This is a genomic window from Bacillus sp. FSL R5-0416 (genome assembly GCF_037975425.1).
In the GTDB taxonomy this organism is placed as follows: domain Bacteria; phylum Bacillota; class Bacilli; order Bacillales; family Bacillaceae; genus Bacillus; species Bacillus subtilis.
In genome coordinates, this window is sequence record NZ_CP150252.1 from 1,593,370 (window position 1) to 1,618,387 (window position 25,018).

At 43.4% G+C, this 25,018-nt stretch carries 19 protein-coding genes; all 19 read left to right on the forward strand.

Annotated elements, in window-relative coordinates:
- Nucleotides 1-43: 43 nt before the first annotated feature.
- Entirely contained in the window at nt 44-979 is a 936-nt protein-coding gene (rsmH, locus tag NYE20_RS08535; RefSeq protein WP_014479723.1) for a 16S rRNA (cytosine(1402)-N(4))-methyltransferase RsmH, read from the forward strand.
- A 39-nt stretch (nt 980-1,018) separates the two neighbouring features.
- Nucleotides 1,019-1,372, forward strand: coding sequence for a cell division protein FtsL (gene ftsL, locus NYE20_RS08540; RefSeq protein WP_003232200.1), 354 nt, complete (start codon nt 1,019-1,021; stop codon nt 1,370-1,372).
- Nucleotides 1,369-3,519 carry a penicillin-binding protein 2B gene (gene pbpB, locus NYE20_RS08545; protein WP_169037492.1) on the forward strand — a complete coding sequence of 717 codons (2,151 nt, stop codon included), beginning with the start codon at nt 1,369-1,371 and terminating at the stop codon, nt 3,517-3,519. Before ftsL ends, pbpB begins: the two co-directional genes overlap by 4 nt.
- A gap of 116 nt (nt 3,520-3,635) precedes the next feature.
- On the forward strand, nt 3,636-5,576 hold the full coding sequence (locus NYE20_RS08550; RefSeq protein WP_003245048.1) for a stage V sporulation protein D: 1,941 nt from the start codon (nt 3,636-3,638) through the stop codon (nt 5,574-5,576).
- A 175-nt stretch (nt 5,577-5,751) separates the two neighbouring features.
- Complete coding sequence (locus NYE20_RS08555) at nt 5,752-7,236, forward strand: UDP-N-acetylmuramoyl-L-alanyl-D-glutamate--2,6-diaminopimelate ligase (RefSeq protein ID WP_003245326.1); 1,485 nt, start codon at nt 5,752-5,754, stop codon at nt 7,234-7,236.
- 111 nt (nt 7,237-7,347) lie between these two features.
- Complete coding sequence (mraY, locus tag NYE20_RS08560) at nt 7,348-8,322, forward strand: phospho-N-acetylmuramoyl-pentapeptide-transferase (protein WP_003232192.1); 975 nt, start codon at nt 7,348-7,350, stop codon at nt 8,320-8,322.
- A complete protein-coding gene (murD, locus tag NYE20_RS08565) occupies nt 8,323-9,678 on the forward strand; it encodes a UDP-N-acetylmuramoyl-L-alanine--D-glutamate ligase (protein WP_003232189.1) in 1,356 nt (451 codons plus the stop codon).
- Nucleotides 9,679-9,738: 60 nt separating this feature from the next.
- Nucleotides 9,739-10,839: a stage V sporulation protein E gene (gene spoVE, locus NYE20_RS08570; protein ID WP_003244810.1), complete on the forward strand. Its 1,101-nt coding sequence runs from the start codon at nt 9,739-9,741 to the stop codon at nt 10,837-10,839.
- Between the two features lie 120 nt (nt 10,840-10,959).
- Nucleotides 10,960-12,051 (forward strand): undecaprenyldiphospho-muramoylpentapeptide beta-N-acetylglucosaminyltransferase, encoded by a 1,092-nt coding sequence (murG, locus tag NYE20_RS08575; RefSeq protein ID WP_120028069.1) that lies wholly within the window; start codon nt 10,960-10,962, stop codon nt 12,049-12,051.
- Nucleotides 12,052-12,082: 31 nt separating this feature from the next.
- A complete protein-coding gene (murB, locus tag NYE20_RS08580; protein ID WP_021479336.1) occupies nt 12,083-12,994 on the forward strand; it encodes a UDP-N-acetylmuramate dehydrogenase in 912 nt (303 codons plus the stop codon).
- Between the two features lie 129 nt (nt 12,995-13,123).
- The gene (gene divIB / locus NYE20_RS08585) at nt 13,124-13,915 is read left to right on the forward strand and encodes a cell division protein DivIB (protein WP_021479335.1); all 792 of its coding nucleotides are present in this window, start codon (nt 13,124-13,126) and stop codon (nt 13,913-13,915) included.
- Nucleotides 13,912-14,607: a DUF881 domain-containing protein gene (locus NYE20_RS08590; protein WP_015483203.1), complete on the forward strand. Its 696-nt coding sequence runs from the start codon at nt 13,912-13,914 to the stop codon at nt 14,605-14,607. The genes divIB and NYE20_RS08590 overlap by 4 nt, the downstream gene beginning before the upstream one ends.
- A gap of 22 nt (nt 14,608-14,629) precedes the next feature.
- Nucleotides 14,630-15,337: a DUF881 domain-containing protein gene (locus tag NYE20_RS08595; RefSeq protein ID WP_080529288.1), complete on the forward strand. Its 708-nt coding sequence runs from the start codon at nt 14,630-14,632 to the stop codon at nt 15,335-15,337.
- Nucleotides 15,338-15,354: 17 nt separating this feature from the next.
- Nucleotides 15,355-15,720 (forward strand): small basic family protein, encoded by a 366-nt coding sequence (locus tag NYE20_RS08600; RefSeq protein ID WP_003238683.1) that lies wholly within the window; start codon nt 15,355-15,357, stop codon nt 15,718-15,720.
- A 173-nt stretch (nt 15,721-15,893) separates the two neighbouring features.
- The gene (ftsA, locus tag NYE20_RS08605) at nt 15,894-17,216 is read left to right on the forward strand and encodes a cell division protein FtsA (RefSeq protein ID WP_003232169.1); all 1,323 of its coding nucleotides are present in this window, start codon (nt 15,894-15,896) and stop codon (nt 17,214-17,216) included.
- A 35-nt stretch (nt 17,217-17,251) separates the two neighbouring features.
- Nucleotides 17,252-18,400: a cell division protein FtsZ gene (gene ftsZ, locus NYE20_RS08610; protein ID WP_021479331.1), complete on the forward strand. Its 1,149-nt coding sequence runs from the start codon at nt 17,252-17,254 to the stop codon at nt 18,398-18,400.
- A gap of 302 nt (nt 18,401-18,702) precedes the next feature.
- Entirely contained in the window at nt 18,703-23,004 is a 4,302-nt protein-coding gene (locus tag NYE20_RS08615) for a bacillopeptidase F (protein WP_163135694.1), read from the forward strand.
- Nucleotides 23,005-23,195: 191 nt separating this feature from the next.
- Nucleotides 23,196-24,125, forward strand: coding sequence for a sigma-E processing peptidase SpoIIGA (spoIIGA, locus tag NYE20_RS08620; RefSeq protein WP_003232163.1), 930 nt, complete (start codon nt 23,196-23,198; stop codon nt 24,123-24,125).
- Between the two features lie 62 nt (nt 24,126-24,187).
- Nucleotides 24,188-24,907 (forward strand): RNA polymerase sporulation sigma factor SigE, encoded by a 720-nt coding sequence (sigE, locus tag NYE20_RS08625; protein WP_003221446.1) that lies wholly within the window; start codon nt 24,188-24,190, stop codon nt 24,905-24,907.
- The last annotated feature ends 111 nt before the right edge of the window (nt 24,908-25,018 follow it).

A 25,018-nucleotide genomic window follows, 5' to 3' on the forward strand; every position in this document is an offset into this window, starting at 1 on the left:
AACAATTTCAATTCATCCTGATAAAAGGTGGGACCAACACAATATGTTTCAACACAAGACAGTACTTCTTCGTGAAACCGTAGACGGACTTAATATTAAACCAGACGGTACATATGTAGACTGCACACTCGGCGGAGCTGGGCATAGTACATACTTATTGCAGCAGTTATCCGAGAAGGGGCGTTTAATCGCTTTTGACCAAGATGATACGGCATTACAGCATGCTAAAGAAGTGTTGTCCGATTATAAAGGACAGCTCATTCTGATTAAAAGCAATTTCAGGTATTTAAAAGAATGTTTGAATGAACAAGGCATTACAGAAGTAGACGGTATTTTATTTGATTTAGGGGTGTCCTCTCCGCAGCTGGATACACCTGAGCGCGGATTCAGTTACCATCATGACGCACCGTTGGACATGAGGATGGACCAGTCGGCTACGCTTTCGGCGAAAGAAGTCGTTAATGAGTGGCGCTATGAGGATCTCGTCCGTATTTTCTTTAAATACGGAGAAGAGAAGTTCAGTAAACAGATCGCCAGAAAAATTGAGGAGGCAAGAATGAAGTCTCCTATTCAAACTACGGGCCAACTGGTCGATCTAATAAAAGACGCGATTCCCGCTCCAGCGAGAAGGAGCGGCGGACATCCCGCTAAACGCGTGTTTCAGGCAATCAGAATTGCCGTAAACGATGAACTTAGGGTGTTTGAAGAAGCTTTGGAGCAGGCAATTGAGGTTCTGAAGCCAGGGGGCAGGGTATCGGTCATTACCTTCCACTCGCTAGAAGACAGAATTTGCAAAACCACTTTTAAAGAAAAGTCGTCGCTTCCGGAACTTCCTCCGGGGCTTCCTGTTATACCGGAAGAGTTTGAACCGGAGCTGAAGCTCATCACACGAAAACCGATTACGGCATCTCAAGAAGAGCTTGAAGAGAACAACCGGGCTCGTTCTGCCAAGCTTCGGATTGCTGAAAAAAGAAAATAACGAAACGCGAACGCAAAATTAAAAGGAGGTCATCAGCCTATGAGCAATTTAGCTTACCAACCAGAGAAACAGCAGCGGCATGCGATCAGTCCTGAGAAAAAAGTGATTGTCAAGAAAAGGGCTTCCATTACTCTCGGAGAAAAAGTGCTTCTTGTCCTCTTTGCTGCGGCGGTGCTCAGCGTATCGCTTTTGATCGTATCGAAGGCGTATGCGGCATATCAAACCAATATTGAGGTGCAAAAGCTTGAGGAGCAAATTTCATCCGAAAATAAGCAAATTGGTGACCTCGAAAAAAGCGTTGCTGATTTAAGCAAACCGCAGCGCATTATGGACATTGCGAAAAAGAACGGCTTGAATTTAAAAGATAAAAAAGTGAAAAACATACAGGAATGATTCAAATGCCAAAAAAGAATAAATTTATGAATAGAGGAGCAGCGATTCTAAGTATTTGTTTCGCTCTCTTTTTCTTTGTCATCCTGGGGAGAATGGCATATATTCAAATAACCGGAAAAGCGAACGGCGAAGTGCTTGCGACAAAAGCGACAGAGCAGCATGAAAAGAAACGGACCATCGAAGCGAGCCGCGGCTCGATTTTAGACCGAAAAGGAAAAGTCATTGCAGAGGACACAGCGACGTATAAACTGATTGCGATTCTCGATAAAAAAATGACCACTGATGTCAAGCATCCTCAGCATGTTGTAAACAAAGAAAAAACGGCGGAAGCATTGTCTAAAGTGATAAACTTGGACAAGGCCGACATCCTTGATATCTTAAATAAAGATGCAAAACAAGTCGAGTTTGGCTCAGCTGGCCGGGATATTACGTATTCACAAAAGCAAAAAATTGAAAAAATGAAACTCCCGGGCATTTCATTTTTGCGGGATACAAAACGCTACTATCCAAATGGTATTTTCGCATCCAATTTAATCGGCTATGCCGAGGTTGATCAAGACACAAATGAAATTTCCGGCGCGATGGGGTTAGAAAAAGTGCTGGATAAGTATTTGAAGGAGCGCGACGGATATGTGACATATGAAAGCGACAAATCCGGCTGGGAGCTCCCGAACAGCAAAAATAAAATTACAGCGCCAAAAAATGGTGACAATGTATATTTAACCATTGACCAGAAAATTCAAACCTTTTTAGAAGACAGCATGACAAAAGTAGCGCAAAAGTATAATCCGAAAAAAATCATGGCCGCAGTTGTCGATCCGAAAACGGGCAAAGTCCTTGCTATGGGACAGCGCCCAAGCTTTGATCCGAACAAGCGTGATGTGACAAACTACTATAATGATTTGATTTCATATGCGTATGAACCCGGATCCACGATGAAGATCTTTACACTCGCTGCTGCGATGCAGGAAAACGTGTTTAATGCGAACGAACAATATAAGTCAGGGACATTTGAAGTTGGCGGAGCACCTGTTAGGGACCATAATGGAGGCGTTGGCTGGGGTCCGACAACCTATCATGACGGCGTCCTAAGATCGTCGAATGTCGCTTTTGCGAAACTTGCGAAAGAAAAGCTGGGATATGACCGCCTCAATCAATATTTGCACAAATTCAATTTTTACCAGAAAACAGGTATTGATTTGCCAGGAGAAGTCTCCAGTAAAATCAACTTTAAATATGAATTTGATAAGGCGTCAACTGCATACGGACAAGCGTCTGCGGTCACACCAATTCAGCAGCTTCAGGCCGCGACGGCAATTGCGAATGACGGCAAAATGATGAAACCTTATGTCATTGACCATATCGTTGACCCAGATAAAGATAAAACTATTTATCAAAATAAGCCGGAATCAGCCGGAACCCCAATTTCTGCAAGCACAGCGAAAAAGGTGCGGGATATATTGGGAGAAGTCGTTACATCGAAGATCGGAACAGGGCAAGCTTATAAAATCGAAGGTTTTGATGTTGCCGGGAAAACAGGTACTGCGCAAATAGCCGGTAAAGGCGGATATTTAGACGGCACAGATAACTATATCTTTTCGTTTATGGGTATGGCACCAAAAGATGATCCTGAGCTTTTAATTTATGTTGCTGTACAGCAGCCGCAGTTAAAAGCAGGACAGAGCAGTTCAGAACCAGTATCTGAAATCTTCAACCCAACAATGAAAAACAGCCTGCACTACCTGAACATTGAACCAACTGAAAAATCTGACTCAGATAAGGAAGAAACAAAAGCGCAGACAATGCCTGATTTAACAGATCAAACGGTAGCTGCTGCTCAAAAGAAAGCAAAAGAGGAGAATCTCACACCAATTGTCATCGGCAGTGATGTCGCTGTAAAAGAACAGTATCCGAAAGCGGATGAGGAAGTTCTCACCAATCAAAAGGTCTTCCTGAAAACGGACGGCAAAATCAAAATGCCTGATATGACAGGCTGGTCGAGAAGAGAGGTTCTTCAGTACGGCGAGCTCGCGGGAATTCATATTGAAGTAAACGGGCAAGGCTACGCTGTCAGCCAAAGTGTTAAGAAAGACAAAGAAATCAAAGACAAAACCGTAATCAAGGTTAAGTTTAAAAATCCTGATTAAAAAGAAAGCTTGCGTTATGCAGGCTTTCTTTTTTTATGCCTTCAGAGGAGCATCGTTCTACCTGTCCAATTTCAGGCATAAAATGAAACAAGCCTAAATAAGGAGTGAACGGTCTCTTGCGCGTCTCGAATGTAACGGTTAGAAAACGTTTATTATTTGTTTTGCTTTTTGGCGTGATCGTGTTTCTGATCATTGATACAAGGCTGGGGTATGTTCAGTTTGTGATGGGCGAAAAACTGACTTCGCTGGCGAAAGATTCCTGGAGCCGGAACTTGCCGTTTGAGCCGGAGAGAGGCGAGATACTGGATCGGAATGGTGTGAAGCTCGCAACAAACAAAAGTGCGCCGACCGTATTCGTCGTGCCGCGCCAAGTTCAGAATCCGATGAAAACGAGCAAGCAGCTTGCGGCGGTGCTCAATATGTCAGAAGAAAAAGTATATAAACATGTGACAAAAAAAGCGTCAATCGAAAAGATCACTCCTGAAGGGAGAAAAATTTCAAATGAGAAGGCGAAAGAAATCAAAGCGCTTGATTTAAAAGGTGTGTATGTTGCGGAGGACAGTATCCGTCATTACCCGTTCGGCAGCTTTTTATCTCATGTGCTTGGATTTGCAGGAATTGACAACCAAGGGCTCCTTGGACTTGAAGCCTATTACGACGATGATTTAAAAGGGGAAAAAGGTTCTGTTAAGTTTTATACAGATGCCAAGGGTAAAAAAATGCCTGATGAAGCGGATGACTATACGCCGCCTAAGGATGGGCTTGATATGAAGCTGACGGTTGATTCAAAGGTCCAGACGATAATGGAAAGAGAGCTTGATAACGCTGAGGCCAAATATCATCCGGACGGCATGATTGCCGTAGCCATGAATCCGAAAAACGGAGAAATTTTGGGGATGTCTAGCAGGCCTGACTTCGACCCTGCTGATTACCAATCTGTTGATCCGTCCGTCTACAATCGAAATCTGCCAGTATGGAGCACGTATGAACCGGGATCTACCTTTAAAATTATTACACTTGCAGCAGCCCTTGAAGAGCAAAAAGTAAATTTGAAACGGGATCAATTTTATGATAAAGGGCATGCGGAAGTGGACGGAGCGAGACTGCGGTGCTGGAAAAGAGGCGGGCACGGGCTGCAGACGTATCTGGAAGTTGTGCAGAACTCCTGCAACCCGGGGTTTGTTGAATTAGGCGAGCGCTTAGGAAAGGAAAAGCTTTTCAAATATATCAAAGACTTTGGTTTTGGACAAAAAACGGGGATTGATCTCCAAGGCGAGGGAACAGGCATCTTATTCCCGCTTGAGAGAGTGGGCCCGGTGGAGCAAGCAACTACGGCTTTCGGACAGGGAGTATCCGTCACGCCGATTCAGCAGGTTGCAGCAGTATCCGCCGCTGTAAACGGAGGAACGCTCTACACACCTTATATTGCAAAGGAATGGATCGATCCTGTTACGAAGAAAACGGTCAAAAAACAATCACCAATCGCAAAGAAACAAGTCATTTCTGAGGAAACATCCAAACAAATCCGCTATGCTCTAGAAAGCGTCGTCGCAGAAGGCACCGGCCGCAATGCATTTGTAGAAGGATATCGTGTCGGAGGAAAAACGGGAACTGCGCAAAAGGTTAAAGATGGAAAATACCTTGAAAACAACCATATTGTATCATTTATCGGTTTCGCGCCAGCTGATGATCCGAGTCTAGTCGTCTACGTTGCGGTGGATAACCCGAAAGGCACGATTCAATTTGGGGGAACGGTTGCAGCGCCTATTGTCGGAAATATTATGAGAGACAGTCTGCCGGAACTTGGTGTGAAGCCCCGGAAAAATCAAATCGAGAAAAAATACCAATGGAACGACACAAAAACAATAGAAGTTCCGAATGTTGTAGGGATGTCTGTCTCAGATCTTGAGTCACTATTGGTGAATCTCAATGTGGATGCTTCCGGGAAAGGGAGCAAAATCGTTAAACAATCGCCAGCTGCCGGAACGAAAGTAAAAGAAGGCTCAAAGATACGCGTGTATTTGACTGAAGAAGATGAAAAGGAGGCAGCCGATTGATTCGGGCTGCCTATTCTTTTATTGCAGAAAAAATGCTGATAACTTTCAAGATTAGCTGGATGTATCCTTTTATTTACGCTAAAATATGAACTGTATGCTTAAAATCATTACCACATCATTTGATGTGACTTCAATGATAAAAAGAACGAATTAGAATGTTGAGAGGTTTGATACGATGAAACTTACAAAGCTGCTTACATACTTAACAACCGAACCTTCTGTAAACGACTCACAAGACCCTGAAATAACTTCAATTGAGATGGACTCCAGAGAAGTAAAGAAAGGGAGTCTTTTTGTATGTGTAAAAGGGTATACGGTGGATGGCCACGATTTTGCGCAAAAAGCAGTAGAAAACGGCGCAGCGGCTATTGTGGCAGAAAGAGAGGTCGATGTGAATGTTCCTGTTATTATTGTCCGGCAGTCACTTCGCGCGCTCAGCGTTTTGTCTGATGCGTTTTACGGACAGCCGACGAAGAAGCTTCAGCTGATTGGCATAACAGGGACAAACGGCAAAACATCAACGACCCACATGGTCGATGAGATTCTGAAAAAAGCGGGAAAACGCACAGGCTTGATCGGTACAATGTACATGAAAATCGGAGACGAAACACTTCCTGTTAAAAACACGACTCCGGAAAGCGTCACGCTGCAGAAAACGTTTAAGAAAATGAATGACAAGCACGTTGACACTGCAATCATGGAGGTTTCTTCCCACGCTTTGTCTTTAGGGCGCGTCCATGGCTGTGATTATGATATTGCCGTGTTTACGAATTTAACACAGGACCATCTGGACTATCATAAAACGATGGATGAGTACCGGCATGCAAAAAGCTTGCTCTTTTCCCAGCTTGGCGGGGCTTTCAACCATGAACATCCAAAGCGTGCCGTCCTGAATGCTGACGATGAGGCGAGCGCTTATTTTGAAAAGGTAACAGCGGCGCATATCTCTACATATGGAATTAAAAACGATGCTGATGTGATGGCGAAGAACATCAGTATCACTGCACAGGGCACAAGCTTTGATCTCGTGACAAACAAAGGCACGAAGCACATCACGATGTCTCTCGTCGGACAATTTAATGTGTATAACGTGCTGGCCGCTGTTGCGACATGTATTGCAGCAGGCATACCGTTTGAAATCATCACTGAGGCTGTTGAAGAATTGCATGGTGTAAGAGGCCGTTTTGAATTGGTCAATCAGCAGCAGGAGTTTCCTGTCATTGTAGACTACGCGCACACACCGGACAGCCTTGAAAATGTACTGGAGACATGTAGAGATATGACGGAAGGAAAGCTATTTGTCGTTGTCGGCTGCGGAGGAGACAGAGATAAGACGAAGCGCCCGAAAATGGCTAAAATTGCTGTGGAGCTGGCTGACGAGCCGATTTTCACGTCAGATAACCCGAGAAGCGAAGATCCTCGCGCGATTTTAAGAGATATGGAAGCCGGAGTAGAGAACGCATACTATCACAGTATTGCAAACCGCGAGCAGGCGATCTTTTTCGCAATTGCCAATGCCAAAAAAGGCGACGTTGTCCTCATTGCCGGAAAAGGACATGAAACCTATCAGCAGATCGGAAATGAAACTTTCGATTTTGATGATGCTGAAGTAGCGGCGAGAGCCATTGTTGAACTCAATAAGAATAAGACGAATTCATAGGAAAGAGATGTTACTGAATAATGGAGCTTGAAAAGATTTTTCATATGGAAAAAAATCATGAATATGATAACTACGTATGTCGTTTGAAAGAAACAGGAGGAGAAAAGGACAATGCTTGAGCAAGTCATTCTGTTTACAATTTTAATGGGGTTTTTAATTAGTGTTCTGCTCTCTCCGATTCTTATTCCGTTTTTAAGAAGATTAAAATTCGGCCAGAGTATTAGAGAAGAAGGACCGAAATCACATCAGAAAAAATCAGGGACACCGACAATGGGCGGGGTCATGATCATACTTTCTATCATAGTGACAACAATTGTGATGACACAGAAGTTTTCAGAAATAAGCCCCGAAATGGTGCTGCTTCTGTTTGTTACGCTAGGCTACGGTTTGCTTGGCTTTTTAGATGATTACATCAAGGTTGTCATGAAGCGCAATCTTGGGTTGACATCAAAGCAAAAGCTGATCGGACAAATTATTATTGCAGTTGTATTTTACGCCGTGTATCATTACTACAATTTTGCGACTGATATTCGCATTCCTGGAACTGACTTATCATTTGATCTTGGCTGGGCTTACTTTATCCTTGTGCTCTTTATGCTAGTCGGCGGATCAAACGCAGTTAACCTGACTGACGGCCTTGACGGGTTATTATCCGGTACTGCGGCGATTGCCTTTGGCGCCTTTGCCATTCTGGCATGGAATCAGTCTCAATATGACGTAGCGATTTTCTCAGTTGCCGTTGTCGGTGCAGTTCTGGGCTTCCTTGTATTTAATGCTCATCCGGCCAAAGTTTTTATGGGAGATACGGGATCGCTTGCATTGGGAGGAGCCATCGTTACCATTGCCATTTTAACGAAATTAGAGATCCTGCTGGTTATCATCGGCGGTGTATTCGTTATCGAGACATTATCTGTTATTTTGCAGGTCATCAGCTTTAAAACGACAGGTAAACGAATCTTTAAAATGAGTCCGCTTCATCACCATTATGAGCTTGTCGGCTGGTCTGAATGGAGAGTAGTCGTGACGTTTTGGGCTGCGGGACTTTTGCTTGCCGTTTTAGGAATTTACATCGAGGTGTGGTTATAAGTGGAAAATGATCAATTTTTACAGAAACAGCATTTTTTAATCCTTGGGCTTGCGAAAAGCGGATATGCGGCGGCCTCCATTCTTCATGAAAAAGGCATTTATGTTGCAGTCAATGATCAAAAGCCTTTTGAAGAAAATGAACCGGCACAAAAGCTTTCTGAAAAAGGAATCGAAGTTGTTTGCGGAGAGCATCCAGTTTCTCTGTTCGATCAGCATCAAATCACGATTCTGATCAAAAACCCGGGAATTCCTTATGAAAATATTATGGTTCAGGAAGCGGAGAAAAGAGGCATTCCGGTTTGGACGGAAATTGAGCTCGCTTACTACCTGACCAGCGCCAAGTTTATCGGGATTACCGGATCGAACGGTAAAACGACCACGACAACGCTAATTTACGAAATGCTCAAAGCTGACTCGCAAAAAGCACTGATTGCCGGAAACATCGGCACAGTCGCAAGTGAGGTTGCCTATCATGCTGATGGAGATGAATGGATCGTTACTGAACTGTCTTCGTTTCAGCTGATGGGAACACACGCTTTCAGACCGGAAATCAGCCTGATTTTAAATGTATTTGACGCCCATCTGGATTATCACCATACGCGCGAAAACTATGAAAAAGCGAAACAGAAAGTATACCTTCATCAGACTGCTTCAGATAAAGCTATTGTCAACCAGGATGATGAAACCGTCGTGCGTCTTGCTGAAGCCGGAAAAGCCGAAATCGTCCCGTTTTCAGTCAGCAAAACGCTTGAACAGGGCGCATATGTAAAAGACAGTATGATTATGTTTAACGGCGAAGCCATTCTTCCTCTGGAAGAGGTTGTACTGCCCGGTGCTCATAACCTGGAGAACATTTTAGCAGCTATTGCAGTTGTGAAAACGGCAGGAGCTTCCAATGAGGCGGTTAAAAAGGTGCTGACAAGCTTTACTGGTGTGAAGCACCGCCTCCAATATGTCACAACTGTGAATGGCCGCAAATTTTATAACGACAGTAAAGCAACAAACATTCTGGCGACAAGCAAGGCGCTTTCAGCTTTTGATAAGCCGGTCATTCTGCTTGCGGGCGGACTGGATCGCGGAAATGGTTTTGATGACTTGAAACCTTATATGAAGCATGTCAAAGCAGTGCTTACATTTGGCCAGACGGCGCCAAAACTTGAGAAACTCGGCAATGAACTGGGAATACAACATGTCAAACGTGTCGATAATGTTGAACAAGCAGTATCTGCGGCGTTTGCGCTCTCAAATGAAGGAGATGTCATCCTGCTGTCACCCGCGTGTGCGAGCTGGGATCAATTCAAAACATTTGAAGAACGCGGTGACATGTTTATAGATGCCGTGCATATGCTTAAGTAAGGGCTTGTCTTGAAGTAAATCGGCAGCCCTAATGACTTTAAGCTTGGGGTGTCGATTGCTTTGACTACTAAAAAAACATCGCCTGATTTGTTATTGGTCATCATTACGTTATTATTATTAACAATCGGATTAATTATGGTGTACAGTGCGAGTGCGGTATGGGCGGATTATAAATTTGACGACTCATTCTTTTTCGCGAAACGGCAGCTTTTGTTTGCGGGAATCGGCGTCATTGCTATGTTTTTTATCATGAATGTCGATTATTGGACTTGGAGGACATGGTCCAAATTGCTGATGGTTATCTGCTTTTTCCTTCTGGTGCTTGTTTTGATACCGGGCGTCGGAATGGTGCGGAACGGTTCAAGAAGCTGGATCGGAGTCGGAGCATTCAGCATACAGCCTTCAGAGTTTATGAAGCTTGCGATGATTGCATTCCTTGCTAAATTTCTCTCTGAAAAACAAAAAAACATCACATCGTTCAGACGGGGGTTCGTCCCTGCACTTGGCATCGTGTTTTCAGCATTTTTGATTATCATGTGCCAGCCTGACCTCGGAACGGGGACAGTAATGGTCGGAACTTGTATTGTCATGATTTTTGTAGCCGGCGCACGGATCGCCCATTTCGTCTTTCTCGGGCTGATCGGCCTCAGCGGATTTGTCGGGCTCGTACTATCGGCTCCATATCGAATTAAACGGATTACCTCATACTTAAATCCATGGGAAGATCCGCTCGGAAGCGGATTTCAGATCATTCAATCGCTTTATGCAGTGGGGCCCGGCGGGTTGTTCGGAATGGGGCTCGGACAAAGCAGACAGAAGTTCTTTTATCTGCCTGAGCCGCAAACAGACTTTATTTTCGCCATCTTGTCAGAGGAGCTGGGCTTTATCGGGGGAACACTTATTTTGCTCCTCTTTAGCGTCCTGCTGTGGAGAGGAATCAGAATTGCGCTTGGTGCGCCTGATCTGTACGGAAGCTTTGTCGCAGTCGGTATTATTTCAATGATTGCCATTCAAGTCATGATCAATATCGGCGTAGTCACGGGCCTGATTCCTGTAACAGGCATCACGCTCCCGTTTCTGAGCTACGGAGGCTCTTCATTGACTCTAATGCTGATGGCAGTTGGTGTGCTGCTGAATGTAAGCCGCTACTCGAGGTATTAACGAATGTATGTCCATGCTTCCTGTCTAACATGAAGCTTGGAAACAATTGATGCGATAACCCTGTCCAACAAAACAGGGTTATCGTTATGTTATAGAGAAACTTAGACTGGGGGAAAAGAAATGCGAATTGCAATAAGCGGAGGCGGTACAGGGGGACATATTTATCCTGCGCTTGCTTTTATTAAAGAAGTGCAAAGACGTCATCCTAATGTGGAATTTTTATATATCGGAACAGAAAACGGGCTGGAGAAAAAAATTGTTGAGCGGGAGAATATACCGTTTCGTTCAATTGAAATTACAGGATTTAAAAGAAAATTGTCATTTGAAAATGTCAAGACTGTGATGCGTTTTCTGAAGGGCGTCAAAAAGAGTAAATCGTATTTAGCGGAATTTAAGCCCGATGCCGTAATTGGAACGGGCGGTTATGTATGCGGGCCGGTTGTTTATGCCGCTGCGAAAATGGGAATTCCGACTATTGTCCATGAACAAAACAGCCTGCCGGGCATCACGAATAAGTTTCTTTCAAAATATGTTAATAAAGTAGCGATTTGTTTTGAAGAAGCGAAATCACATTTTCCTAGCGAGAAAGTTGTATTTACGGGAAACCCGAGAGCCTCTGAAGTCGTCTCAATAAAGACGGGACGATCAATGGCTGAATTTGGGCTTTCTGAAGACAAAAAAACGGTCTTAATTTTCGGCGGAAGCCGAGGCGCTGCACCGATTAACCGCGCTGTCATTGACATGCAGGTTGCGCTGAAAACAAGAGACTATCAAGTGCTGTATATCACCGGTGAAGTTCACTATGAAAAAGTAATGAATGAGCTGAAAAGCAAGGGTGCCGCTGATAATATGGTCACAAAGCCGTTTCTTCATCAAATGCCTGAGTATTTAAAGGCCATTGATGTCATTGTGGCCAGAGCCGGTGCGACAACGATTGCCGAAATTACTGCTCTCGGAATCCCAAGTGTTCTGATCCCAAGTCCATATGTGACAGCGAATCACCAGGAGGTCAATGCGAGATCTCTTGGCCAGCATGATGCGGCGATTGTACTGAAAGAAACAGAGCTCAGCGGGGAGAAGCTGATTGAAGCGCTAGACCGGATTGTACTGAATGAGCAAACGTTAAAGGAAATGAGCGAACGAACAAAGTCACTCGGTGTTCCTGACGCGGCTGCCCGTTTATACAGCGTACTCGAGGAATTAAAAAAATAGTAGAAAAGCAAATGGAATGCGGAGGTTTACGATGGAGAAAGTGATACAGGAATTAAAAGAACGCGAAGTCGGCAAGGTTCTTGCAAATGAACCGCTCGCGAATCATACAACGATGAAAATCGGCGGACCTGCGGATGTATTGGTCATTCCAAGCAGTGTAGATGCTGTTAAAGACATCATGGACGTGATTAAAAAATATGATGTGAAGTGGACAGTCATCGGCCGCGGATCAAATCTTCTTGTTTTAGATGAAGGAATTAGAGGCGTAGTAATCAAGCTGGGTGCGGGTCTTGACCATTTGGAGCTTGAAGGGGAGCAAGTAACAGTCGGAGGCGGTTATTCAGTGGTCCGCCTTGCTACATCATTGAGCAAAAAAGGCCTGTCCGGTTTGGAATTTGCTGCCGGCATTCCAGGATCAGTCGGCGGAGCGGTTTATATGAATGCCGGCGCTCACGGTTCTGATATGAGCGAGATCCTCGTCAAAGCGCATATTTTGTTTGAAGACGGAACGATTGAGTGGCTGACAAATGAGCAGATGGATTTCAGCTACAGGACATCTGTACTGCAAAAGAAACGCCCGGGCGTTTGCCTTGAAGCTGTTTTGCAGCTGGAGCAGAAGGATAAGGAATCAATCGTTCAGCGAATGCAAAGCAATAAAGACTATAGAAAAAATACACAGCCGTATTCAAGTCCTTGTGCGGGAAGCATATTCAGAAATCCGCTTCCCAATCATGCCGGGAACCTTGTAGAAAAAGCAGGCTTGAAAGGATATCAAATCGGCGGTGCAAAGATATCGGAGATGCACGGAAACTTCATCGTCAATGCGGGGGGAGCATCAGCAAAAGATGTGCTTGATCTCATTGACCATGTGAAAAAGACAATCCGTGAAAAATACGAGATTGATATGCACACAGAGGTTGAAATCATCGGCGGAAATCGCTGATTCAAGTTCTGACTGAAGCTGTTCATATGATATACTGTAAGCAAACGACAAACGGCATCATAGTATGCCGTTTGTTTTGGAATAGACAGACTTTTAACAGCTGTTTCATTTGAATGAGGTGAACAGGCAATGAACCCGGGTCATGACCGAGAAAAAATCGTTAACATTGAAGAGCGGATCCCTAAAATTAAAGAGCAGAGGAAACAAAAGGCAAACCGCCGTCTCATTTCATTTATTATGCTCTTTTTTATTATGGTGCTGATCATTGTGTACCTGCAAACACCAATCAGTAAAGTATCAACAATCTCTGTTACAGGGAATGAAAATGTATCAAAAAAGGAAATTATCGACCTTTCCGATATTAACAGCGGAGATACTGAGTTTTGGAGTTTGGACAAGCAAAAAACAGAAAAGAAGATTCAGCAAAATAAATTAGTGAAAAAAGCGGAGATCAGCAAATCGCTTCCTAATAAAATCAACATTGCAATCGAAGAATATAAAGCGATTGCTTATTTAGAAAAAGACGATGTGTACTATGAAGTGCTTGAAAACGGCTCAGTTCTGCCAAACGAAGTAACGCCGGATGATGCCGGACCGATTTTAGTGAATTGGACAAACGCGAAGAAGCGGTCTCAAATGGCCAAGCAGCTCGATGCGTTGTCAAATTCGTTAAAACAGTCGATTTCAGAGATTTATTATACGCCTGTAAAAATGGATGAAAACCGTATTAAGTTGTACATGAACGACGGTTATGTTGTCACTGCATCTATTAAAACGTTTGCAGACCGAATGAAGACGTATCCTTCTATCATTTCTCAGCTAAGCAGCAATAAAAAAGGAATCATTCATTTAGAAGTTGCCACCTATTTTGAAGAGTTTGGGAAAAACGATAAAGCTGCTAAAAAGGAAGATGAAAATTGAGGGGCAAATCAGCAGTCCTTCTTTCCTTGATTATGCTTATCGCAGGCTTTTTGATTTCATTTTCTTTTCAAATGACAAAAGAAAACAACAAAAGCGCGGCTGAGACGGAAGAGTGGAAAAAAGAATATGCGCTGAGAGATGAACTTCTGAAACAAGAGAAAGAAAATAAGAAGCTTGAAAAAGAATTATATCAAAAGCAAAACAAAGTCCGCCAGGCGGAAAATAAGCTGAAGAAAGAGAAGTCGGAATACTATAATGTCCTCGAAGATACAGAAAAATACAGGATGTATATTGGGGAAGTCGGTGTGCAGGGAGAAGGCGTTGAGGTGACATTGGAAGATGCGTCATACATACCGGAAGGGGAGAATGTGAATAGTTACATCGTTCACGAAAGCCATATCTTCCAAGTAGTAAACGAACTGTATATCTCAGGAGCGGCAGCTGTCGCCGTTAATGGACAGCGTTTGACGCATGATTCGTATATCAAATGCAATGGTCCTGTGGTAACAGTAGACGGGGTGCAGCATCCCGCTCCGTTTACGGTATCCGCTATTGGAGATCCAGATGTCCTGCTACCCTCGTTAAATATCGCAGGAGGCCTAATTGATCAGCTGTCAATGGATCATATTTCTGTGTCGGCAGAAAAAGAGAAAAACGTACAAATGAAACCGATTCTGAAAACGAAGGAATGACTGAAAAAGCGGGTGAAATAGATTGAAAATAAAGCGTTCCTTCATAAGCATCAGTGTGCTTATGGTCATCTTCGGCCTGATGATATCTGTTCAGTTTAATTCGTTAAAGCACCCCAAAGTCCGGGATACAAGAGATATGTGGGATATTAGGGAAGAGCTGACATCAGAGCAGAAGAAGCAGGAAAAGCTGCTGTCTGAAATAAACAAATATGACAAACTGCTGAATAGCTATTCGCAAGCGAAAGAAATGACAAAAGAAACCGCGCTAAATAATACCTTGCAATCCTTAAAAAAAACAGCCGGCATGACCGATATAACAGGTAGCGGAATTGTCATTACGATTTCCCCGCTTTTTTCTGAAAGCTTAACAGGAGAGCCGGTCGAAAATCCGCCTCCGGATTTGCTGAAAAAGCTGATTAATGAACTCAACTCCTACGGTGCAGAGCATATCTCGATTAACGAGCGAAGAGTTGTGAATCATACAGTCATCAGAGATATAAACGGCACTACAAAAATAGACGGATACGCCCTTGACGATTATCCTTTAACAGTAAAAGTGCTTGCCAAAGATCCGGACATGTTACACAGCAGAGTGAAGGGGTCAGGCCTTGAGGATCTTTTTGCATCTGAAAATTTAGCATTAAAAGCCGGTAAATCTGAAAGCAAACTAACATTAAAAGCATATGACAGACCACTGGACGTACAACAGCTGAAACTGCTTAAAGACTGAAAAGGAGGAGAATTGTCATGTGGCTGCCCGTGTTGGGACTGGTGCTCGGAATAGCGATTGGACTAATGACAAACTTAACGATACCGAGTGAATACTCAAACTATTTATCGCTTGCGGTGCTTGCCGCACTTGATACATTAATCGGCGGAATCAGGGCGCATTTACAAGGTACATATGATGAAATGGTATTTGTTTCCGGTTTCTTTTTTAATATTATATTGGCAATAAGTTTAGCTTTTCTGGGAGTCCATCTTGGTGTAGACTTGTATTTAGCAGGTATATTCGCATTTGGAGTCAGATTATTTCAGAATATAGCCGTTATCAGAAGAAATCTACTAACAAAGTGGACTCTTTCTAAAAAAAATAAAAAAAATGTGATATAAAAGAGGATATACATAGGATATAACGAATATTTTCAATAAACATAAAATGTGAAAAGCACATAAAAATATTCTGTTGTTATTTTTTGTTACACACTTGTAAAGCCACATTCATTGTATTGTTGTTCCGCAAATAATAGAATAGAAATGATCGAAATGTGAGGAGGTGCCATAGAATGAACAACAATGAACTTTACGTCAGTCTTGACATCGGTACGTCCAATACAAAAGTGATCGTCGGAGAAATGACAGATGATTCCCTTAATATTATCGGTGTGGGAAATGTACCGTCTGAAGGGTTGAAAAAAGGCTCAATCGTTGATATAGATGAGACCGTTCATTCTATAAGAAAAGCGTTTGACCAAGCTGAAAGAATGGTAGGTTTTCCGCTTAGAAAAGCTATTGTCGGCGTTAATGGAAATTATATCAATATTCAAGATACAAACGGTGTTGTAGCAGTTTCCAGTGAAAATAAAGAAATTCAGGTTGAAGATGTACGCCGTGTCATGGAGGCGGCACAGGTTGTTTCCGTACCGCATGAACAGCTGATTGTTGACGTCATTCCTAAACAGTTTATCGTAGATGGAAGAGATGAAATCACCGACCCGAAAAAAATGCTGGGTGTGCGTTTAGAAGTAGAGGGCACCTTGATCACCGGTTCAAAAACAATCTTACATAACTTACTCCGCTGCGTTGAAAGAGCTGGTATTGAAATAACTGATATTTGCCTTCAGCCGCTGGCAGCCGGTTCTGCTGCATTATCAAAGGACGAGAAAAACCTTGGTGTGGCTCTCATTGATATAGGGGGAGGGTCAACAACCATTGCCGTATTCCAGAACGGACATCTCACTTCTACCCGTGTCATTCCTCTCGGAGGCGAAAATATCACCAAAGATATCTCCATCGGATTGAGAACGTCAACAGAAGAAGCAGAACGCGTGAAAAAGCAATTTGGACATGCCTACTATGACGAAGCCTCGGAAGATGAAATATTTGAGGTAACCGTTATAGGCACCAATCAAAAACAAACATTTACACAGCAAGAAGCAGCGAATATCATTGAAGCGAGAGTAGAGGAAATTCTTGAAATTGTTTCAGAAGAGCTTCGCAGTATGGGAATTACCGATCTGCCGGGAGGCTTCGTGCTGACAGGAGGACAAGCAGCTATGCCGGGTGTCATGTCTTTGGCACAGGATGTGCTGCAAAACAATGTCAGAGTGGCAAGCCCGAATTATATCGGTGTAAGAGATCCTCAATATATGACGGGAGTGGGCCTGATCCAATTCGCCTGCCGGAATGCAAGAATCCAAGGCAGAAAAATAGGCTTTAAGATGCCTGAAGAAGCGATACAGGAAATCGCAGTCTCATCATCTGAGGAACAAGAGCAGCATCATCACCAAAATGAGGTGCAGCAGCGGCCAAAAGGAAAACAAAAAACACAAGCCGAACATAATAAACAGAGCAAAATGAAAAAACTATTAAGCATGTTTTGGGAATAGATAGATAGTCATTCGGCAGATTAGGAGGATTTAGCATGTTGGAGTTCGAAACAAACATAGACGGCTTAGCATCAATTAAAGTAATCGGAGTAGGAGGCGGCGGTAACAACGCCGTTAACCGAATGATTGAAAATGAAGTGCAAGGAGTAGAGTATATCGCGGTAAACACGGACGCTCAAGCTCTTAACCTGTCAAAAGCAGAAGTGAAAATGCAAATCGGCGCAAAGCTGACTAGAGGATTGGGAGCAGGTGCGAATCCGGAAGTCGGGAAAAAAGCCGCTGAAGAAAGCAAAGAGCAGATTGAAGAAGCACTTAAAGGTGCTGACATGGTATTCGTGACAGCTGGTATGGGCGGCGGAACAGGAACAGGTGCCGCACCGGTTATCGCACAAATCGCGAAAGACTTAGGCGCATTAACAGTCGGCGTTGTGACAAGACCGTTTACCTTCGAAGGACGCAAAAGACAGCTTCAGGCTGCAGGCGGAATCTCGGCAATGAAAGAAGCGGTGGATACACTGATCGTGATCCCGAACGACCGTATCCTTGAAATTGTTGATAAAAACACACCGATGCTTGAAGCATTCCGTGAAGCGGATAACGTACTTCGCCAAGGGGTTCAAGGTATTTCTGACTTGATTGCTACACCTGGTCTTATCAACCTTGACTTTGCTGATGTGAAAACAATCATGTCAAACAAAGGATCTGCTTTGATGGGTATCGGTATTGCTACTGGGGAAAATCGCGCGGCAGAGGCAGCAAAAAAAGCAATTTCCAGCCCGCTTCTTGAAGCGGCCATTGACGGTGCGCAAGGCGTCCTCATGAACATCACTGGAGGAACAAACCTCAGCCTATATGAGGTTCAAGAAGCAGCAGACATTGTCGCTTCGGCGTCTGATCAAGACGTAAACATGATTTTCGGTTCTGTTATTAATGAAAATCTAAAAGATGAGATTGTGGTGACAGTGATTGCAACCGGCTTTATCGAACAAGAGAAGGACGTGACGAAGCCTCAGCGTCCAAGCTTAAATCAAAGCATCAAAACACACAATCAAAGTGTTCCGAAGCGTGAGCAAAAACGTGAGGAGCCTCAGCAGCAGAACACAGTAAGCCGTCATACTTCACAGCCGGCTGATGATACGCTTGACATCCCGACATTCTTAAGAAACCGTAATAAACGCGGCTAATGTAAAGGACAAAATCGTTTTCGATTTTGTCCTTTTTTGTTTTTCTCTTCACACTTTCCTTCTTATAAAGTCTTTTTCCCTATTGCTTCCTTCGCTTAGTAACAAAACAGATAATTAGACCCATTTATTTTTGTGACATTTTTATCATTTTCATATATATGGAAATTGAATGACATGAAACGACAATATCTGTAATTCAGATTGTCTACAGTTAATATACAGCGATGTTCTGACAAACCATTCATTATTAAAAGGAGGGACGACACTTTTTTTAAAAAGCATGTTGAAAAAGGGGGATGAAAATGAGGAAAAAAACGAAAAACAGACTCATCAGCTCTGTTTTAAGTACAGTTGTCATCAGTTCACTGCTGTTTCCGGGAGCAGCCGGGGCAAGCAGTAAAGTCACCTCACCTTCTGTTAAAAAGGAGCTTCAATCTGCGGAATCCATTCAAAACAAGATTTCGAGTTCATTAAAGAAAAGCTTTAAAAAGAAAGAAAAAACGACTTTTCTGATTAAATTTAAAGATCAGGCTAACACAGAAAAAGCGGCAAAAGCGGCTGTTAAAAAAGCGAAATCGAAGAAGCTGTCTGCCGCTAAGACGGAATATCAAAAGCGTTCTGCTGTTGTGTCATCTTTAAAAGTCACAGCCGATGAATCCCAGCAAGATGTCCTAAAATACTTGAACACCCAGAAAGATAAAGGAAATGCAGACCAAATTCATTCTTATTATGTGGTGAACGGGATTGCTGTTCATGCCTCAAAAGAGGTTATGGAAAAAGTGGCGCAGTTTCCCGAAGTGGAAAAGGTGCTTCCTAATGAGAAACGGCAGCTTTTTAAGTCATCCTCCCCATTTAATATGAAAAAAGCACAGAAAGCTATTAAAGCAACTGACGGTGTGGAATGGAATGTAGACCAAATCGATGCCCCAAAAGCTTGGGCACTTGGATATGATGGAACTGGCACGGTTGTTGCGTCCATTGATACCGGGGTGGAATGGAATCATCCGGCATTAAAAGAGAAATATCGCGGATATAATCCGGAAAATCCTAATGAGCCTGAAAATGAAATGAACTGGTATGATGCCGTAGCAGGCGAGGCAAGCCCTTATGATGATTTGGCTCATGGAACCCATGTGACAGGCACGATGGTGGGCTCTGAACCTGATGGAACAAATCAAATCGGTGTAGCGCCTGGCGCAAAATGGATTGCTGTTAAAGCGTTCTCTGAAGATGGCGGCACTGATGCTGACATTTTGGAAGCTGGTGAATGGGTTTTAGCACCAAAGGACGCGGAAGGAAATCCCCACCCGGAAATGGCTCCTGATGTTGTCAATAACTCATGGGGAGGGGGCTCTGGACTTGATGAATGGTACAGAGACATGGTCAATGCCTGGCGTGCGGCCGATATTTTCCCTGAGTTTTCAGCGGGGAATACGGATCTCTTTATTCCCGGCGGGCCTGGTTCTATCGCAAATCCGGCAAACTATCCAGAATCGTTTGCAACTGGAGCGACTGATATCAATAAAAAGCTCGCTGACTTTTCTCTTCAAGGGCCATCTCCATATGATGAAATAAAGCCGGAAATATCTGCACCGGGCGTTAATATTCGTTCATCCGTTCCCGGTCAGACATATGAGGATGGTTGGGACGGCACATCAATGGCAGGGCCGCATGTATCCGCTGTTGCTGCACTGCTGAAACAGGCGAATGCCTCACTTTCTGTTGATGAGATGGAGGATATATTAACCAGCACGGCTGAACCGCTCACGGATTCAACATTTCCTGATTCACCGAATAACGGATATGGCCATGGTCTGGTGAATGCTTTTGATGCTGTATCCGCTGTTACAGATGGATTAGGGAAAGCGGAAGGACAAGTTTCTGTAGAGGGGGATGACCAAGAGCCTCCTGTCTATCAGCATGAGAAAGTAACTGAAGCTTATGAAGGTGGCAGCCTGCCACTGACTTTGACAGCTGAAGACAATGTAAGTGTGACATCTGTAAAGCTGTCCTACAAGCTTGATCAAGGCGAATGGACGGAAATAACGGCTAAACGAATCAGCGGTGATCATCTAAAAGGAACGTATCAAGCAGAGATCCCAGACATAAAAGGAACTAAACTAAGCTATAAGTGGATGATTCACGATTTTGGCGGTCATGTCGTTTCGTCTGACGTATACGATGTAACAGTGAAACCAAGCATCACGGCGGGATATAAGCAGGACTTTGAAACTGCACCCGGCGGCTGGGTTGCGAGCGGAACAAATAATAACTGGGAATGGGGAGTTCCGTCAACTGGCCCAAATACAGCAGCATCCGGAGAAAAAGTATATGGAACGAATTTGACAGGAAATTATGCCAACTCAGCAAACATGAACCTTGTTATGCCTCCTATTAAAGCACCTGATTCAGGAAGTCTGTTCCTTCAATTTAAAAGCTGGCACAATTTAGAGGATGATTTTGATTACGGCTACGTTTTTGTTCTTCCGGAAGGTGAAAAGAATTGGGAGCAGGCTGGTGTCTATAACGGAAAGACATCAAGCTGGACGGAGGAAGAAATTGATTTATCGGCTTATAAAGGCCAAAACATTCAAGTGATGTTTAACCTTCAATCTGATGAAAGCATTGCAAAAGAGGGCTGGTATATTGATGATGTAGTGCTTTCTGACAAATCAGCCGGAAAAACAGTCAAAAAGAATAAGCTGGGCGTCGAAAAGCCGTCTGGAAAGCAAAAGAAAAAGCCAGTAAATCCGAAAAAGGCTAAGCCATCTGCAAACACAGCGGTAAAACATCAGAACAAGTCTATACAGCCTCAAGTTTTGCCGCTCAGGGCACAAGTCAGTGTAGTGGAAACAGGAAAATCAACATATTCAGATCAATCCACAGGGCAGTACACGCTGAAGCACAAAGCGGGAGACTATACGCTTATGGCAGAAGCATATGGTTATCAGTCGAAAACACAAAAAGTATCTTTAAAGACGGATCAGACGACACAAGCTAATTTTACGTTAGAAGAGATGAAGAAGGGCACATTAAAAGGCACGGTCATCAATAAAACGACAGGAGAGCCGGTAAAAGGCGCTTCCGTTTATGTTGTAGAGGATGCTGCGGTGGAACCGGCTATGACAAACGACAAAGGTGAATATACGCTGGAGGCCTATGAAGGCGCTTATACGATTAAAGTCGCTGCACCGGGTTATTACAGTGATGAATTTTCCGTTGAGTTAAAAGGTGATGTTACAAAAGAAACTGCATTGAAGCCTTTTGTCGGTTACCCGGGTGAAATTGCATATGATGACGGAACAGCGGAGAATGCCAATTCCTATTTTGCTGCCGGGAACGGATGGGCAGTAAAAATGACGCTCGCTGACGGCAAGGACAAAGGCATGCTTACAGGAGGGCTGTTCAGATTCTGGGATACAGAGTTCCCTGATCCGGGCGGAACAGAGTTTAAGGTTGAGGTATACGATGCTACAGGAAAAGACGGAGCACCGGGCAAGAAAATTGCCGGGCCATTTAACGCTGAAGCTCTTCGCAATGGCGAGTGGACTAAGGTAGATCTCAGTTCAAAAGGGATTATGGTCGATAGAGACTTTTATCTCGTATATATCCAGTCAAAACCTGATCCGTATTCACCTGGATTGGCAATGGATGAAACCGGCCAGAATTCCGGCCGCAACTGGCAGTATATAGATGGAAAGTGGCAGCCAGGTGACAAAGCGGACGGCAACTATATGATTCGCGCATTAGTTAATTATGAAGCTGCTGTACCTGAGATTACTTCACCGACAGACAAGTCATACACAAATAAGGAGAACGTCACTGTAAAAGGAAAAGCTTCTCCTGGTACAACGGTACACATTTATAATGATGAGAAAGAAGCAGGAGAAACAAAAACTGCCGCGGACGGCACGTTCCAGACAGGCATCACACTCAACAAGGGTGATAATGAGCTGACGGCAACTGCATCAACTGACAACGGAACAACAGATGCCTCCAGTCCAATCACGGTCACGCTTGATCAAGACAAGCCTGAGTTAACGCTGGACACTCCAAAGGATGGCGGGAAAACAAATAAAGAAACGCTGACTGTCAAAGGGGCAGTATCCGATGACAATCTGAAAGACGTCAAGGTGAATGGCAAAAAAGCAACAATAACTGATGGTTCATACTCAGCCCGGATTCTTTTGGAGAATGGAAGCAATGAAATCAAGGTGATTGCTACAGACTTAGCAGGCAACAAAACCACGAAAAAGGCTGTCATTGATGTCAATTTTGACAAGCCTGTCATTTCCGGCTTAATTCCGGGAGAGGATAAAAACTTAAAAGCCGGTGAATCTGTGAAAATCGCTTTCTCAAGCGCTGAGGATTTAGATGCAACGTTTACCATTCGTATGCCGCTGACCAATGCAAGAGCGAGTGTGCAAAATGCCACCGAACTCCCGTTAAGAGAAATCTCTCCGGGGAGATATGAAGGCTATTGGACTGCCACTTCTTCTATTAAAGCAAAAGGAGCAAAAGTAGAAGTGATCGTCCGAGATGATTATGGAAATGAAACAAGAAAAACTGCTAATGGAAAACTTAATATCAACACAGAAAATTAAGTGGAAAAAAGCTGCCGTCATTGGCAGCTTTTTTATATCCTCTCATTATACTTCCTCGACAAATTAAGCAGATTTCCCTGAAAAATTGTATTTTCCTCTCAACATTAATTGACAGACTTTCCCACAGAGCTTGCTTTATACTTATGAAGCAAGAAGGGAACAGCGTGAGGCAAGAAAGAAAGGAGTCAGATGTGAAAATCTATTTAGATGTCATTTGGCTGTTAAACTTTTGTTTTGATGCACTTTTGCTTTTGCTCACGGCATTTATTTTAAAACGGCATGTAAAAAAAAGAAGACTGGTAGGCGGAGCGTTCATCGGTTCCAGTATTGTCCTTTTGATGTTTACTCCTTTTTCGCCGATTGTTGAACATCCGGCTGGGAAGTTAGCTTTTTCAGTTGTGATTGTGGTGGTGACATTCGGCTTTAAAAGATTTCGGTTTTTCTTTCAAAATTTGTTTTCCTTTTATTTTGCCACTTTTTTAATGGGGGGAGGAATTATCGGAGCCCATTCTTTGCTGCAGTCAAATTCTATTGTTCAAAACGGTGTCATGATTACCAATCAAACAGGGTTTGGAGACCCGATCAGCTGGTTGTTTATTGTTGGTGGCTTTCCAGCATTATGGTTTTTTTCTAAAAGAAGAATTGAAGATATTGAAACAAAAAACATTCAATATGAGGAACGAGTCAGCGTGCAGGCAGATTTGGGCAGCCAAACACTTCATGTCAGAGGCCTGATTGATTCCGGTAATCAGCTGTACGATCCTCTTACAAAAACACCGGTAATGATCATTTACATTGATAAACTGGAGCCGATTTTCGGAACAGCCGAAACGATGATCATTCGAAACACAGACCCATTGGAAGCCATCGAACAGCTCGATGATTCCTTTCGCTTTTTAGATAAAATGAGGTTGATTCCATACAGGGGAGTTGGTCAGCAAAATCAATTTTTATTATGCGTTAAACCGGATCACGTAACGATTATGACAAAAGAAGAAATGATCTCTGCAGATAAATGTTTAATCGGCATCAGCACAACAAAGCTGTCGGCAGATGGAGAGTTTGACGCGATTATTCATCCGAAAATGCTTTCGGGCAAGGCTGTCAAACACGTTTCATAATGTTCGCAAATGTCCGTTACTTATCATACTCAAACGACGTGACATTTAGAAGGGAGAGGAAGATGAAAAAACTGAAATTACGGTTGACGCACCTCTGGTATAAGCTGCTGATGAAACTTGGGCTGAAAAGTGATGAAGTCTATTACATAGGCGGGAGTGAAGCCCTGCCGCCTCCATTATCTAAAGATGAGGAGCAGGTTTTGTTAATGAAGCTCCCAAACGGCGATCAGGCGGCGCGCGCCATTCTAATTGAACGCAATTTGCGTCTGGTCGTATATATCGCCCGTAAATTTGAAAATACGGGAATTAATATAGAGGATTTAATCAGCATCGGTACCATCGGTCTAATCAAAGCTGTGAATACATTCAATCCAGAAAAGAAAATCAAGCTTGCTACCTATGCCTCCCGGTGTATAGAAAATGAAATCCTGATGTATTTAAGAAGAAATAACAAAATCCGTTCAGAGGTTTCCTTTGATGAACCGCTTAATATTGATTGGGACGGCAATGAGCTTTTGCTTTCTGATGTGCTCGGCACTGACGATGACATCATCACTAAAGACATAGAAGCTAACGTCGATAAAAAGCTTTTGAAAAAAGCGCTTGAACAGCTTAATGAGAGAGAAAAGCAAATCATGGAGCTGCGGTTTGGGCTTGTCGGTGAAGAAGAAAAAACCCAAAAGGATGTAGCGGATATGATGGGGATTTCTCAGTCTTATATTTCGCGGCTTGAGAAAAGAATTATAAAAAGATTGAGAAAAGAGTTCAACAAAATGGTGTAAAAAATTTTATGGTTAGAACCCCTTGATTTTACAGGGATTTCCTGATTTCGACAGTTTTTCGGTCTGAGTGCAGTGCATATTTTTCCCACCCAAGGAGATACTTAACGTTGT

Coding starts and splice junctions, on each gene's coding strand:
- rsmH (WP_014479723.1), top strand. CDS start 44: ATGTTTCAACACAAGACAGTACTTCTTCGTGAAACCGTAGACGGACTT.
- ftsL (WP_003232200.1), top strand. CDS start 1,019: ATGAGCAATTTAGCTTACCAACCAGAGAAACAGCAGCGGCATGCGATC.
- pbpB (WP_169037492.1), top strand. CDS start 1,369: ATGATTCAAATGCCAAAAAAGAATAAATTTATGAATAGAGGAGCAGCG.
- NYE20_RS08555 (WP_003245326.1), top strand. CDS start 5,752: ATGAAACTTACAAAGCTGCTTACATACTTAACAACCGAACCTTCTGTA.
- mraY (WP_003232192.1), top strand. CDS start 7,348: ATGCTTGAGCAAGTCATTCTGTTTACAATTTTAATGGGGTTTTTAATT.
- murG (WP_120028069.1), top strand. CDS start 10,960: ATGCGAATTGCAATAAGCGGAGGCGGTACAGGGGGACATATTTATCCT.
- murB (WP_021479336.1), top strand. CDS start 12,083: ATGGAGAAAGTGATACAGGAATTAAAAGAACGCGAAGTCGGCAAGGTT.
- divIB (WP_021479335.1), top strand. CDS start 13,124: ATGAACCCGGGTCATGACCGAGAAAAAATCGTTAACATTGAAGAGCGG.
- NYE20_RS08600 (WP_003238683.1), top strand. CDS start 15,355: ATGTGGCTGCCCGTGTTGGGACTGGTGCTCGGAATAGCGATTGGACTA.
- ftsA (WP_003232169.1), top strand. CDS start 15,894: ATGAACAACAATGAACTTTACGTCAGTCTTGACATCGGTACGTCCAAT.
- ftsZ (WP_021479331.1), top strand. CDS start 17,252: ATGTTGGAGTTCGAAACAAACATAGACGGCTTAGCATCAATTAAAGTA.
- NYE20_RS08615 (WP_163135694.1), top strand. CDS start 18,703: ATGAGGAAAAAAACGAAAAACAGACTCATCAGCTCTGTTTTAAGTACA.
- sigE (WP_003221446.1), top strand. CDS start 24,188: ATGAAAAAACTGAAATTACGGTTGACGCACCTCTGGTATAAGCTGCTG.